Annotated in this window: 9 protein-coding genes and 1 riboswitch; of the genes, 8 read left to right on the forward strand and 1 reads right to left on the reverse strand. The window is 68.2% G+C overall.

What is annotated here, in order from left to right:
- Positions 1–147: 147 nt before the first annotated feature.
- The 6 genes from QE363_RS02425 to QE363_RS02450 all read left to right on the forward strand — a co-directional run bounded on the left by QE363_RS02425 (position 148) and on the right by QE363_RS02450 (position 9,106).
- A complete protein-coding gene (locus tag QE363_RS02425) occupies positions 148–1,599 on the forward strand; it encodes an NAD(P)-dependent oxidoreductase (protein ID WP_309691483.1) in 1,452 nt (483 codons plus the stop codon).
- Positions 1,596–2,186 carry a DUF2059 domain-containing protein gene (locus tag QE363_RS02430; protein ID WP_309691486.1) on the forward strand — a complete coding sequence of 197 codons (591 nt, stop codon included), beginning with the start codon at positions 1,596–1,598 and terminating at the stop codon, positions 2,184–2,186. Before QE363_RS02425 ends, QE363_RS02430 begins: the two co-directional genes overlap by 4 nt.
- A complete protein-coding gene (gene gltB / locus QE363_RS02435) occupies positions 2,186–6,700 on the forward strand; it encodes a glutamate synthase large subunit (protein ID WP_309691488.1) in 4,515 nt (1,504 codons plus the stop codon). Before QE363_RS02430 ends, gltB begins: the two co-directional genes overlap by 1 nt.
- Positions 6,701–6,989: 289 nt before the next feature.
- Entirely contained in the window at positions 6,990–8,069 is a 1,080-nt protein-coding gene (locus QE363_RS02440) for an AI-2E family transporter (protein WP_309691490.1), read from the forward strand.
- Between the two features lie 91 nt (positions 8,070–8,160).
- Positions 8,161–8,688 carry an OmpA family protein gene (locus QE363_RS02445; RefSeq protein ID WP_309691491.1) on the forward strand — a complete coding sequence of 176 codons (528 nt, stop codon included), beginning with the start codon at positions 8,161–8,163 and terminating at the stop codon, positions 8,686–8,688.
- A gap of 61 nt (positions 8,689–8,749) precedes the next feature.
- Entirely contained in the window at positions 8,750–9,106 is a 357-nt protein-coding gene (locus tag QE363_RS02450; protein WP_309691492.1) for a hypothetical protein, read from the forward strand.
- A gap of 12 nt (positions 9,107–9,118) precedes the next feature.
- Here the strand turns inward: QE363_RS02450 and QE363_RS02455 are convergent, their stop codons facing one another.
- Positions 9,119–10,189 (reverse strand): low specificity L-threonine aldolase, encoded by a 1,071-nt coding sequence (locus QE363_RS02455; protein WP_309691495.1) that lies wholly within the window; start codon positions 10,187–10,189, stop codon positions 9,119–9,121.
- Between the two features lie 46 nt (positions 10,190–10,235).
- Positions 10,236–10,346, reverse strand: a riboswitch (SAM-I-IV-variant riboswitch).
- 114 nt (positions 10,347–10,460) lie between these two features.
- Between QE363_RS02455 and QE363_RS02460 the strand changes: the two genes are divergently transcribed.
- Together QE363_RS02460 and QE363_RS02465 are read left to right on the forward strand one after the other, a co-directional pair.
- A complete protein-coding gene (locus QE363_RS02460) occupies positions 10,461–11,528 on the forward strand; it encodes a LacI family DNA-binding transcriptional regulator (RefSeq protein ID WP_307102032.1) in 1,068 nt (355 codons plus the stop codon).
- 203 nt (positions 11,529–11,731) lie between these two features.
- The gene (locus tag QE363_RS02465; RefSeq protein ID WP_309698057.1) at positions 11,732–13,135 is read left to right on the forward strand and encodes a sugar porter family MFS transporter; all 1,404 of its coding nucleotides are present in this window, start codon (positions 11,732–11,734) and stop codon (positions 13,133–13,135) included.
- Positions 13,136–13,223: the final 88 nt, after the last annotated feature.

Raw genomic sequence — 13,223 nt, forward strand, 5'->3', positions numbered from 1 at the left:
ATCGGGCCTATTTACTTGCGGGTCGCTCGCAATAAGGGCGGGCCGCGCACAAATAAGGGTCTAAATAGGACGCGCTTGCTGTCCTATATGTCGATTTGCCCGTGACATGGGGTCGTTCGCGCAATATCCGCATCTTCGGAGGCGCATATGGCGAACGATTCTATGCTGAAGTTTGTAGGCCGCGAGCAGGCTTATCCGGCCAAGCGGGCGGCCGAGGCGCGCGCGGAGGATTTCCGCGAGATCGCCGAGCGTTATGCGCCCCCGGCGGCGGAGGATCAGGCGGGGCGCTGCTCGCAATGCGGCGTGCCCTATTGCTCGGTCCATTGCCCGCTGCACAACCATATCCCCGACTGGCTGCGCCTGACCGCCGAGGGGCGGCTGCGCGAAGCCTATGAGCTGTCCAACGCCACCTCGACCATGCCCGAGATTTGCGGCCGCATCTGCCCGCAGGACCGGCTGTGCGAGGGCAATTGCGTCATCGAGTTTTCGGGCCACGGCGCGGTCACGATCGGATCGGTCGAGAAGTTCATCACCGACACCGCCTGGGAAGAAGGCTGGGTCGAGCCGCTGGTCCCCGGACCCGCGCGTGGCCAGTCGGTCGCGGTGATCGGCGCGGGGCCTGCGGGGCTGACGGCGGCCGAATATCTGCGCGTGTCGGGCTATGAGGTCCATGTCTATGACCGGCACGACCGGGCGGGCGGGCTGCTGACCTATGGCATCCCCGGCTTCAAGCTGGAAAAGCCCGTCGTCATGCGCCGGGTCGAGCGGCTGAAGGCGGGCGGCATCGTCTTCCATGAGGGTTTCGCGGTTGGCGAGGACGCGACGCTGGAGGATCTGCGCCGCCGCCATGACGCGGTGCTGATCGCGACCGGCGTCTATAAGGCGCGCAATGTCGATGTGGACGGCGCGGGCGCGAACGGCGTGATCGCCGCGCTCGACTATCTGACCGCGTCCAACCGCAAGAGCTTCGGGGACACGGTCGAGGCGTTCGAAAATGGCTCGCTCAATGCAGAGGGCAAGAATGTCGTCGTGATCGGCGGCGGCGACACCGCGATGGACTGCGTCCGCACCGCGATCCGCCAAGGTGCCAAGTCGGTGAAGTGCCTCTATCGCCGCGACCGGGCCAACATGCCGGGCTCGCAACGCGAAGTCGCCAATGCCGAGGAGGAAGGCGCCGAGTTCGTCTGGCTCTCCGCCCCGCTGGGCTTCGAGGGTGGCGAGACGGTGACGGGTGTCCGCGCCACCAAGATGCGGCTGGGTGCCCCCGACGCGAGCGGCCGCCGTGCGCCGGAGGCCGAGCCGGGTGCCGACCATCTGCTCGAGGCGGACATGGTCATCAAGGCGCTGGGCTTCGATGCCGAGGACCTGCCGAGCCTGTTCGGCACCGCCGAACTGGGCGTTAGCCGCTGGGGCACGGTGCTGGTCGACGGCCGCACGCTGATGACCAGCCTGGACGGCGTGTTCGCGGCGGGCGACATCGTGCGCGGCGCCTCGCTGGTGGTGTGGGCGATCCGCGACGGTCGCGACGTGGCTAAGGCGATGCACCAGTGGCTGAAGGCGCGCGCCAAGACCGCGACGCGCGAGAAGGTGGCGGCATGAGGCGCGGGCGGGCCCTGCTCGCGCTGACCGCGACCGCCATGCCGGGTGTCGCGATGGCCCAGACGGCGGCACCCGCGCGTGCGCCCGTCGTGGCGGAGCCCGACGCGGCCCGGCTGGCTCTGGCGCGGCAGTTGCTGGATCAGATGATGCCCCCCGCCACGCGCCAGAGCATGATCCAGGCGATGCTGACCCCCATGCAGGCCAATATGCGGCAGGGTCTGGAACAGTCGCCTGGCTTTCAGCAGGCGTTGACCAAGAACCCGAAAGCGCGCGCGATCTTCGATCGCTTCCTCGACAAGCAGCAGGCGCGAACGAACGCCACGCTGACCGAGGCGTTGCCGGGCATGGTCGACGCGATGGCGCGGGCCTATGCGCGCCGTTTCGATGCGGGGCAGCTGGGCGATCTTCAGCGCTTCTTCGCGACCCCGACCGGCCAGGCCTATATGAAGGCCTCGTTCACGATCATGGCCGACCCCGACATCGCCGCCTGGCAGCGCAAGCTGATGGGCGAGGCGATGACCCATATGCAGGACGATATCGCCACGATGGCCAAGGACATCGACGCGACCCAGCAGGACAAGAAGTGATGACCGACCAGCGCCAATATCTCGCCGAGCATGGCATGTACCGCCCCGAATTCGAGGGCGATGCGTGCGGCGTCGGCATGGTCGCGGCCACCGATGGCCAGCCCTCGCGCCGGGTCGTCCAGTCGGCGATCGACGCGCTGAAGGCGGTGTGGCATCGCGGCGCGGTCGATGCCGATGGCAAGACTGGCGACGGTGCGGGACTGCATGTCGACCTGCCGCACCGCTTCTTCGACGACGCCATCGCCGCGTCGGGGCACAAGGTGCTGCCCAACCGGCTGGCGGTCGGCATGATCTTCATGCCGCGCACCGATCTGGGCGCGCAGGAGACCTGCCGCACCATCGTCGAGAGCGTCATCATCGAGGCGGGCTATACCATCTATGGCTGGCGCCAGGTGCCGGTCGACGTCTCGGTCATCGGGCTGAAGGCGCAGGCGACCCGGCCGGAGATCGAGCAGATCATGATCGCCGGGCCGATGCCCGACGAGGTCGATGCCGCCGAGTTCGAGAAGAACCTGTACCTGGTCCGCCGCCGCATCGAAAAGCGGGTGATCGCGGCGCAGATCAGCGGCTTCTATATCTGTTCGCTGTCCTGCCGCTCGATCATCTACAAGGGGCTGTTCCTCGCCGAGAGCCTGTCGGTCTTCTATCCCGACCTGCAGGACCACCGGTTCGAGAGCCGCGTGGCGATCTTCCACCAGCGTTACTCGACCAACACCTTCCCGCAATGGTGGCTGGCGCAGCCCTTCCGCTGCCTGGCGCATAACGGCGAGATCAACACGATCCGCGGCAACAAGAACTGGATGCTCAGCCATGAGATCCGGATGGCCTCGATCGCGTTCGGCGACAATTCGGAGGACATCAAGCCGGTGATCCCGGCGGGTGCGTCCGATACCGCCGCGCTCGACGCGGTGTTCGAGGCGATCTGCCGGTCGGGTCGCGACGCGCCGACCGCCAAGCTGATGCTGGTGCCCGAGGCGTGGCAGAAGGACCTCGACACGCCCAAGGCGCATGCCGAGATGTACCAGTATCTCGCCTCGGTGATGGAGCCGTGGGACGGCCCCGCCGCGCTGGCGATGACCGATGGCCGCTGGGCGGTGGCGGGCATGGACCGCAACGCGCTGCGCCCGCTGCGCTACACGCTGACCGCCGACGGGCTGCTGATCGTCGGGTCGGAAAGCGGCATGGTGGTGGTGCCCGAGGCGACCGTCACCGCCAAGGGCCGGTTGGGGCCGGGGCAGATGATCGCGGTCGATCTGGCCGAGGGCAAGCTGTACGACGACCGCGCGATCAAGGACCAGATCGCAGGCGAACAGGACTATGCTGCGATGATCGGCGAGTTCCTGACCATGGACCAGCTGCCCGCGCCGTCCGAAGAGGATGCGCTGGTGCGGATGCCGCGTGCCGAAATGCTGCGTCGTCAGGTCGCCGCCGGCCAGACCATGGAGGATATGGAGCTGATCCTGTCGCCCATGGCCGAAGGCGGCAAGGAAGCGATCGGGTCGATGGGCGACGACACGCCGCTCGCCGTCATCTCCGACAAGCCGCGCCTGATCAGCCAGTTCTTCCGCCAGAATTTCTCGCAGGTGACGAACCCGCCGATCGACTCGCTTCGCGAACGCTATGTGATGTCGCTCAAGACCCGGTTCGGCAATCTCGCCAACATCCTCGACACCGAGGATCGGCGCGAGCGCGTGCTCGTCCTGCCGTCCCCGGTCCTGACCGGCGCCGACTGGCACCGCCTGAAGACGCATTTCGGCCGTTCGGCCGCCGAGATCGACTGCACCTTCGAGGCGGATGGCGGTCCGGACCGCCTGCGCGCCGCGATCCAGCGAATCCGCAACCAGGCCGAACAGGCGGTGCGCGAAGGGCGCTCCGAGCTGTTCCTGACCGACGAGCATGTCTCCGAAGACCGTGTCGCGATCGCGGGCGTGCTGGCGGCGGCGGCGGTGCACACGCATCTCGTCCGCCGGGGGCTGCGCAGCTATGCGTCGATCAACGTCCGCTCGGCCGAGTGCCTCGACACCCATTATTATGCGGTGCTGATCGGTGTCGGCGCGACCACGGTGAATGCCTATCTGGCCGAAGCCGCGATCGTCGACCGTCACAGCCGCGGGCTGTTCGGCGACCTGACCATCGACCAGTGCCTGGCCAACCATCGCACCGCGATCGAGGATGGCCTCCTCAAGATCATGGCCAAGATGGGGATCGCGGTGATCTCCAGCTATCGCGGCGGCTACAACTTCGAGGCGGTCGGCCTGTCCCGTGCGCTGGTCAACGACCTGTTCCCCGGCATGCCCGCCAAAATCTCGGGCGAGGGCTATAACTCGCTCCATTACTCGGCGATGGTCCGTCACGAAGCGGCCTGGGATCAGCATGTCGCGACGCTGCCGATCGGCGGCTTCTATCGCCAGCGCGACGGCGGCGAGACCCATGCCTATTCGGCGCAGCTGATGCACCTGTTGCAGACGGCGGTCGCGACCGACAGCTATTCGACGTACCTGCAATTCGCACGCGGCGTCGGCGACCTGCCGCCGGTCTATTTGCGCGACCTGCTCCAGTTCAACTTCCCGAACGAGGGCGTGCCCGTAGATCAGGTCGAGGCGATCACCGAGATCCGCAAGCGCTTCGTGACGCCGGGCATGTCGCTGGGCGCGCTGTCGCCGGAAGCGCATGAGACGCTGGCGATCGCGATGAACCGGATCGGCGCGAAGGCGGTGTCGGGCGAGGGCGGCGAGGACAAGCTGCGCTATCAGCCATACGACAATGGCGACAACGCCAACTCGACGATCAAGCAGATCGCGAGCGGTCGCTTCGGCGTCACGGCGGAATATCTGAACGCCTGCGACGAGATCGAGATCAAGGTCGCGCAGGGTGCCAAGCCCGGCGAGGGCGGGCAGCTGCCCGGCTTCAAGGTGACCGAGTTCATCGCCAAGCTGCGCCACGCGACGCCGGGCGTGACGCTGATCTCGCCGCCGCCGCACCACGACATCTATTCGATCGAGGATCTCGCGCAGCTCATCTATGACTGCAAGCAGATCAACCCGCGTGCGCGCGTCTGCGTGAAGCTGGTCAGCTCGGCGGGCATCGGTACGGTCGCGGCGGGCGTGGCCAAGGCGCATGCCGACGTCATCCTGGTGTCGGGCCATGTCGGCGGCACGGGCGCCTCGCCCCAGACCTCAATCAAATATGCCGGTACGCCGTGGGAAATGGGTCTGTCGGAGGTCAACCAGACGCTGACCCTGAACGGCCTGCGCGGTCGCATCCGCCTGCGCGCGGACGGCGGCCTGAAGACCGGGCGCGATATCGTGATCGCGGCGATCCTGGGCGCGGAAGAGTTCGGCATCGGCACGCTGAGCCTCGTCGCGATGGGCTGCATCATGGTGCGTCAGTGCCATAGCAACACCTGCCCGGTCGGCGTCTGCGTGCAGGACGAGCGGCTTCGCGCCAAGTTCACCGGCACGCCCGAAAAGGTCATCAACCTGATGACCTTCATCGCCGAGGAAGTCCGCGACATCCTGGCGCGCCTCGGCGTGCGGTCGCTGGACGAGGTGATCGGGCGGACCGAGCTGCTGCGCCAGGTCAGCCGCGGGGCCGAGCATCTCGACGATCTCGACCTCAACCCCGTGCTGGCGAAGGTCGATGCGACCGATGCCGAGCGGCGGTTCAGCCTGTCGACCTTCCGCAACGAAGTGCCCGACAGCCTGGATGCACAGATCATCAAGGACGCCTCGGCGGTCTTCTCGCGCGGCGAGAAGATGCAGCTGACCTATTCGGTGCGCAACACGCACCGCGCGGTCGGCACGCGCCTGTCGTCGGAGATCACCCGCAAGTTCGGCATGAGCAAGCTGGCCGACGGGCATGTCACCGTGCGGCTGCGTGGGAGCGCGGGCCAGTCGCTGGGCGCGTTCCTGTGCAAGGGCGTGACGCTGGAAGTGTTCGGCGATGCCAATGACTATGTCGGCAAGGGCCTGTCGGGCGGCACCATCATCGTGCGCCCGGCGGTCAGCTCGCCGCTGGCCAGCCAGAAGAACACGATCATCGGCAACACCGTGCTGTACGGCGCGACCTCCGGCAAGCTGTTCGCGGCGGGCCAGGCGGGCGAGCGTTTCGCGGTCCGCAACTCGGGCGCGACCGTGGTGGTCGAGGGCTGCGGCGCGAATGGCTGCGAATATATGACCGGCGGCGTCGCGGTGGTGCTGGGTCAGGTCGGCGCGAATTTCGGCGCGGGCATGACCGGCGGCATGGCGTTCATCTATGACGAAGAGGATCGCTTCGCCCGCCGCGCCAACCCCGAGAATATCGTGTGGCAGCGCCTGGCGTCGGCGCATTGGGAAGGCGTGCTGCGCGACCTAGTCGAACAGCATGCCGCCGCGACCGACAGCAAATGGTCCAAGGGCCTGCTGGAGGACTGGGACCGGGTCGCCGGGCATTTCTGGCAGGTCTGCCCGAAGGAAATGCTGACCCGCCTGGCGCACCCGCTCGATGACAGCGTCGAGGCGGTGGCGGCGGAGTAACGGGCCATATTCTTCCTCCCCTGCAAGGGGAGGGGGACCATGCGCAGCATGGTGGAGGGGTGTCACCCTATCGAGAGCGCGACACCCCTCCGTCAGCCCTTCGGGCTGCCACCTCCCCTTGCAGGGGAGGAATAGCGACGCACTTCGCTCACGCTGAACGGGGTTGCGGGGTGCGGGGCAGGGCAAGAGCCTTTTCCATCCTGACATCCCCGTCATCCCGCCGACAGGGATCGCGGAACCGTTGCGGGATCGTGACGGTTACGCCGCGATGCATGAAGGGGAGGGCCATATGAACATCGACCGCCAGAGGATCGAGCGAGGGGGATTCATCCTCTTCCTGGCGATCGTCACCATCGGCCTGATCGCGGTGATTTCGGGCTTTCTGATCGCGCTGCTCTGGGCGGGGCTGGCGGCGATCCTGTTTCGGTCGCTGTTCCAGTGGCTGCTGACCAAGACCGGCGGGCGGCGCAATCTCGCCGCCGGGCTGACCATGTTGATCATCACCTTTGCCGTGGTGGTGCCGACCCTGTTGATCGGCAGCATGGTCGTCGACCAGGCGTCGGGCGTCTATCTGAAGATGCGCAGCGGCCAGATCGACTTCGCGCAATATTTCCAGCAGGTCCGCGATGCGCTTCCCCAGCGGCTGCGCCAGGCGATGGACAATTCGGGCGTCGGCAGTTTCGAGGGGCTTCAGGCGCGCGTCTCGCGCACGCTCAGCAGCAGCGTCAGCCAGATCGCGACCCGCGCGCTGTCGATCGGGCGCAATGCCTTCGCCTTTGCGCTGGCCTTTGGCGTGGGGCTCTATGTCGCCTTCTTCCTGATCCGCGACGGCGATCGGCTGGGCCCCGATTTCGTCCGCGCGCTGCCGCTGGAGCGGGGCGTGGCGACGCGGCTGGTCGATACCTTCGTCGCGGTGGTGCGTGCGACCATCAAGGGATCGGTCATCGTCGGGCTTGTGCAGGGGGCGCTGGGCGCGATCACCTTCTGGATCGTCGGCGTGCCCGCCGCGCTGCTCTGGGGCGTGCTGATGGCGATCGCGGCGCTGCTGCCCGCGATCGGCCCCGCAATCATCTGGGGGCCGGTCGCCATCTATCTGCTCGCGACCGGCGCGGTCTGGCAGGGGGCGGTGGTCGTCGCTTCGGGCGTGCTGGTCATCGGGCTGGCCGACAATATCCTGCGGCCGATCCTGGTCGGGCGCGACACGGGGCTGCCCGACTGGATCGTGCTGCTGACGACGCTGGGCGGGATCGAGCTGCTGGGGTTGAGCGGCATCGTCGTCGGACCGGCGGTCGCCGCGCTGTTCCTGGCGGGATGGCGCATCCTGAGCGAGCAGCGCGGGGCGGTCCCGGCTGCCGAAACGGCGGGCTGAGCGCACGCCGCCACGGTTTGCACCACGGCAAGCCGGTCCCTATGGTCCGCCGCCACGGGGGCAGGGGTGCGCCTGGGGCAAAGGGACGGTAATGAGGGTGCGATCGGGCGGGTGGATGGCGATCATCGGGCTCGCGGTGGTGCTGGGCGGATGCCGCGAGCGCACGTCCGCAACGGCCAGCCGGGGAACGGTGATCGAAGTGCCCGTGCCCGAGCCTGCATCACCCGCCCGACCGGCGGAGCCTCGGTCGGACGCGGTTGCGGGCCGGGTCGGCCCGACTATCGGCTTTCCCCAGGGCGGCGCGGCGCTGAACGCCGAGGCCCGCGCCGCGCTCGACCGGCTGGCCGGCGACCGGGCGGCGGGGCAAGGGCGGATCGTCCTGCGGGGCCATTCGGACAGCGAAGGCGATGACGACTCCAATCGCCGCATGTCGCGCAAGCGCGCGGAGGCGGTGCGCGACTATCTGGTGGCGCGGGGCATCGCCGCCACGCGGATCGAGGTGATCGCCCTGGGCGAGACCCGTCCCATCGCCCCCAATGCCAAGCCCGATGGCAGCGACGACAGCGCGGGCCGCGCGCGCAACCGCCGGGTCGAGATCGAGCTGGACCCCGCCGCCTGACCGTCGACGGGCCGGTCACCCCGGATTGCGGACCGGGTCGCCGCCCTTTAGGGGGATGGGCATGGCCAAGGCTGATCGACTTGCTCGCCTCGACGCGCACCGCGTGGATATGGAAGGCGAATATCGCGAGGCGCTGATCGCCGCGCTGCGCACCACGGCGGCGGGCAAATGGGGGCTGTTCGATCATCGCAAGGACCGCGCGGCGCGGGCGGCGGCGGCACCGGTCGTCGCGCAACTGACCGAGATCGGCGAGAGCATCGACGACGCGCGCGAGCAGCTGGGGCTGCCGCCGTTCGACCTTCATGCGGAGTTTCTGGCCGCGCGCGGGCCGGTCGGGCCCGAGGCGGTCGGCGAGCCCCGGCAGGCGCAGGCCTGGCTCGACCGCCTGCTGGCGGCCCCGCCTCTTACCGACGGATGACCGGCGGGCGGCTTAGGCCGCCTCCAGCCCCTCCATCGCGACCGCCGCGATATCGTCGCCCAGCTGGTCGACCCGCGCCGGATCGGCGTCCCAGGCGAACATGAACCGCGCGCCCCCGCCGATGAAGGTATAGAAGCGCCAGCCGCGCGCGCGTAGGGCTTCGAGGACGGCGGGCGGCGCGCTCAGGAACACCGCATTGGCCTCGACCGGGAACATCGGCGCGATACCGGGCAGGCCCGCCACCCGGTCGGCCAGCCGCCGGGCACAGTCATTGGCATGGGTCGCGTTGGACAGCCACGCGCCGGTGTCGAGCATCCCGATCCACGGCGCGGCGAGGTAGCGCATCTTCGACGCCAACTGCCCCGCCTGTTTGCAGCGATAGTCGAAATCCTCGGCCAGCGCGGGGTCGAAGAACAGGATCGCCTCGCCCACCGCCATGCCGTTCTTGGTGCCGCCGAAGCACAGCACGTCGACCCCGGCGCGCCACGTCATGTCGGCGGGCGAACAGCCGAGCGCGGCGCAGGCATTGGCGAAGCGGGCGCCGTCCATGTGCAGCCGCAGCCCCAGTTCGCGACAGGTCGCCGACAGCGCATGGATTTCGGCCAGCGTATAGACCTGCCCCGTCTCGGTCGGCTGGGTGATCGTCACCGCGCGCGGCTTGGGGAAATGGATGTCCGACCGGCCGGTGGCCAGCGCGCGCACCGCGTCGGGGGTCAGCTTGCCGTCCTCGGTCTGAGCGACCAGCAGCTTGGAGCCGTTCGAGAAGAATTCCGGCGCGCCGCATTCGTCGGTCTCGACATGCGCGGAGGCCGAGCAGATGACGCTGTGATAGCTCTGGCAGAGCGCGGCGAGCGCCAGCGAGTTGGCCGCCGTGCCGTTGAAGGCGAAGAACACCTCGCACTTGGTCTGGAACAGCGTGCGGAACGCGTCGGCGGCGCGGTCGGTGAACGGGTCCTCGCCATAAGCGGGGACATAGCCCTGGTTCGCCTCGGCCATCGCCGCCCAGGCCTCGGGACAGATGCCTGCATAATTGTCGCTGGCGAATTGCTGGGGGGCAGGGTGCCGGGGAATGGCCGCGTCCATCACAAATCCTTCGTGCCTGTGGGCGAGTCGGGATGAGGAAAGTGGCTGATCGTCCCGTTGTTGCCGGTCTGGCCACATCCCTCTCCGAAGGGGAGAGGCACCACCTTGCCGGGAGGCAGGTTGGTGCCGGGCGACGGCCCGACTCTTGATGCTGCGTCGCCCCTAGCCGCGCGGCGGGGGGAAATCAAGCCGTGCGGCCGGATCGGACTAAGCCGACCAAAATAGCGCAAAGCATTGCGTATCGTCGCCGAAAGGTGGAAGCGTAAACGTTATGAGCATCAGGACCTCGCGCCGCGGCAGCAGCGCTCCCACGATCAGCGATGTCGCGCGCGCGGCGGGCGTGTCGCTGATGACCGTATCGCGCGTCATCAACAACGAGGCCAATGTCCGCCCCGCCACCCGCGAAAAGGTCGAGGCGGCGATCGCCCAGCTGAACTATGCCCCCAACCCCGCCGCGCGCAGCCTGGCGGGCGCGGCGCAGATCCGGGTGGGGATGCTGTACAGCAACCCCAGCCAGGGCTTTCTCAGCGAATTCCTGCTCGGCACGCTGGACCAGGCCTCGCGCCTCGACATCCAGATGGTGGTCGAGAAATGCGAGATCGGCGAGCATGAGGTGGAGGTCGCCCGGCACCTGATCGCGGGCGGGATCGACGGCGTGATCCTGCCGCCGCCCCTGTGCGAGGCGGATGCGGTCCTGTCGCTGCTGGGCGAGGCGGGGGTGCCCGCCATCGTCGTGGCGACCGGCGTGCCCGCCGAGGAGATGCCCGGCACGACCATGGCGGTCCAGATCGACGACCGTGCCGCCGCCGAGGAGATGACGCGCCACGTCATGACGCTGGGCCATCGCCGGATCGGCTTCATCTGCGGCAATCCCAATCTGTCGGCCAGCGCACGCCGGTATGAGGGGTTCCGCGCCGCGCTGGAGGCGGCGGGCGTGCCCTTTGACGAGGCGCTGGTCGCGCCGGGCCTCTATACCTATCGATCGGGGCTGGACGCCGCCGAGCGGCTGCTCGACCTGGCCGAGCCGCCGACCGCGATCATCGCGTCGAACGACGACATGGCGGCGGCGACGGTCGCGGTGGCGCATCGGCGCGGGCTGGACGTGCCCAGCGACCTGACGGTCTGCGGGTTCGACGACACCACGCTGTCGACCACCATCTGGCCCGAGCTGACCACCATCCACCAGCCGATCGCCGACATGGCCCGCGCGGCGGTGGAGATGATCGCGACCGTGATCCGCCAGAAGAGCGCCGAGGCGGTCGACCACCGCCTGCTGGATTACAGCCTGATTCGCCGCCAGTCGGATGCCGCGCCGCGCCGCCGCCCGCGCGAAATCTGACGACGGCGCGGGGGGCCGCCGCGAATCCGTCCGGCATGGGACAGGATGCGCGCGCGCCCGCTTGACGAAGCGATGATTTAAGATAGCGTTACCACGGAAGGCCGGTCGCATCTTGGACCGGTGACAGGACGAGTTCGTGCGGATAGGCGAAGACGCCACGCAGCGACGAGGAGAGGGCCCGAGTGACCGATAATGCGAGAGGGTTGACCGCAGGCAGCGTCAACCATGGATTCATCGCCGCCATCGTCGTCGTCGCGACGATCGGCGGTTTCATGTTCGGATACGACTCGGGCGTCATCAACGGCACCCAGAAGGGGCTGGAGGCCGCGTTCGACCTCGGCCGCCTGGGCGTCGGCGTCAATGTCGGCGCGATCCTGGTCGGCTCGGCGATCGGCGCGTTCGGCGCGGGGCGGCTGGCCGACGCGATCGGCCGCCGCAACGTCATGATGCTGGCCGCGGGGCTCTTTCTGGTCAGCGCGCTGCTGGCCGGTGCGGCGGGTAGCTCGGCGATCTTCATCCTCGCGCGCATCATCGGCGGCCTGGGCGTCGGCGCGGCCAGCGTGATCTCGCCGGTCTATATCTCCGAAGTGACCCCGGCCTCGATTCGCGGCCGCCTGTCGAGCGTGCAGCAGGTGATGATCATCACCGGCCTGACCGGCGCCTTCGTCGCCAATTTCGCGCTGGCCCGCTATGCCGGTGGCTCGACCGCCGAATTCTGGCTGGGCTTCCCGGCGTGGCGCTGGATGTTCTGGCTCCAGGCGATCCCGGCGGCGATCTATTTCGCGGCGCTGTCGATCATCCCGGAAAGCCCGCGCTTCCTGGTCGCCAAGGGCCGCGATGCCGAGGCGCATGCCGTGCTGACCAAGCTGTTCGGCGAGGCCGAGGCGACCCGCAAGGTCGCCGATATTCGTGGCAGCCTGGCCGCCGACCAGCACAAGCCCAAGCTGTCCGACCTGGTCGACAAGACCACCGGCCGGATTCGCCCGATCCTGTGGGCGGGCATCGGCCTGGCGGTGTTCCAGCAGCTCGTCGGCATCAACGTCGTCTTCTATTATGGCGCGACCCTGTGGGAAGCGGTCGGCTTCTCGGAGGATTACGCGCTCCAGACCAACATCCTGTCGGGCGTGCTGTCGATCGGCGCCTGCCTGTTCACCATCGCGACCGTCGACAGGATCGGGCGCAAGCCGCTGCTGCTGATCGGCTCGGCGGGCATGGCGGTGACGCTGGCGATCGTCGCCTATGCCTTTTCGACCGCCGTCACCGGCGCGAACGGCGGCGTGACCCTGCCCGGCAACAACGGCGTGATCGCACTGGTCGCGGCGAACCTGTACGTCATCTTCTTCAACGCCAGCTGGGGTCCGGTCATGTGGGTCATGCTGGGCGAGATGTTCCCCAACCAGATTCGCGGATCGGGCCTGGCGGTGTCGGGCTTTGCCCAGTGGATCGCCAATGCCGCGATCTCGGTCAGCTTCCCCGCGCTGGCGGTGTCGCCGGGGCTCAGCATCACCTATTTCGGCTATGCCTTCTTCGCGGCGGCGTCGTTCTTCTTCGTCAAGGCGATGGTGAACGAAACCCGAGGTCGCGAACTGGAAGACATGGCGGGCTGATCCGCAGGTCCCAGACTTGGCGAGGCCCGCTCCCTCCGGGGGGCGGGCCTTTTCCTATGCGCGCCCCCGTCCGTTCGGCCTGAGCGAA

Source organism: Sphingomonas sp. SORGH_AS_0870 (assembly GCF_031453175.1).
Lineage (GTDB): Bacteria > Pseudomonadota > Alphaproteobacteria > Sphingomonadales > Sphingomonadaceae > Sphingomonas.

Excerpts from the sequence above, each read along its gene's own strand:
- QE363_RS02450 (WP_309691492.1), top strand. The coding sequence starts at position 8,750 with ATGGCCAAGGCTGATCGACTTGCTCGCCTCGACGCGCACCGCGTGGAT.
- QE363_RS02455 (WP_309691495.1), bottom strand. The coding sequence starts at position 10,189 with ATGGACGCGGCCATTCCCCGGCACCCTGCCCCCCAGCAATTCGCCAGC.
- QE363_RS02440 (WP_309691490.1), top strand. The coding sequence starts at position 6,990 with ATGAACATCGACCGCCAGAGGATCGAGCGAGGGGGATTCATCCTCTTC.
- QE363_RS02445 (WP_309691491.1), top strand. The coding sequence starts at position 8,161 with ATGAGGGTGCGATCGGGCGGGTGGATGGCGATCATCGGGCTCGCGGTG.
- gltB (WP_309691488.1), top strand. The coding sequence starts at position 2,186 with ATGACCGACCAGCGCCAATATCTCGCCGAGCATGGCATGTACCGCCCC.
- QE363_RS02430 (WP_309691486.1), top strand. The coding sequence starts at position 1,596 with ATGAGGCGCGGGCGGGCCCTGCTCGCGCTGACCGCGACCGCCATGCCG.
- QE363_RS02460 (WP_307102032.1), top strand. The coding sequence starts at position 10,461 with ATGAGCATCAGGACCTCGCGCCGCGGCAGCAGCGCTCCCACGATCAGC.
- QE363_RS02425 (WP_309691483.1), top strand. The coding sequence starts at position 148 with ATGGCGAACGATTCTATGCTGAAGTTTGTAGGCCGCGAGCAGGCTTAT.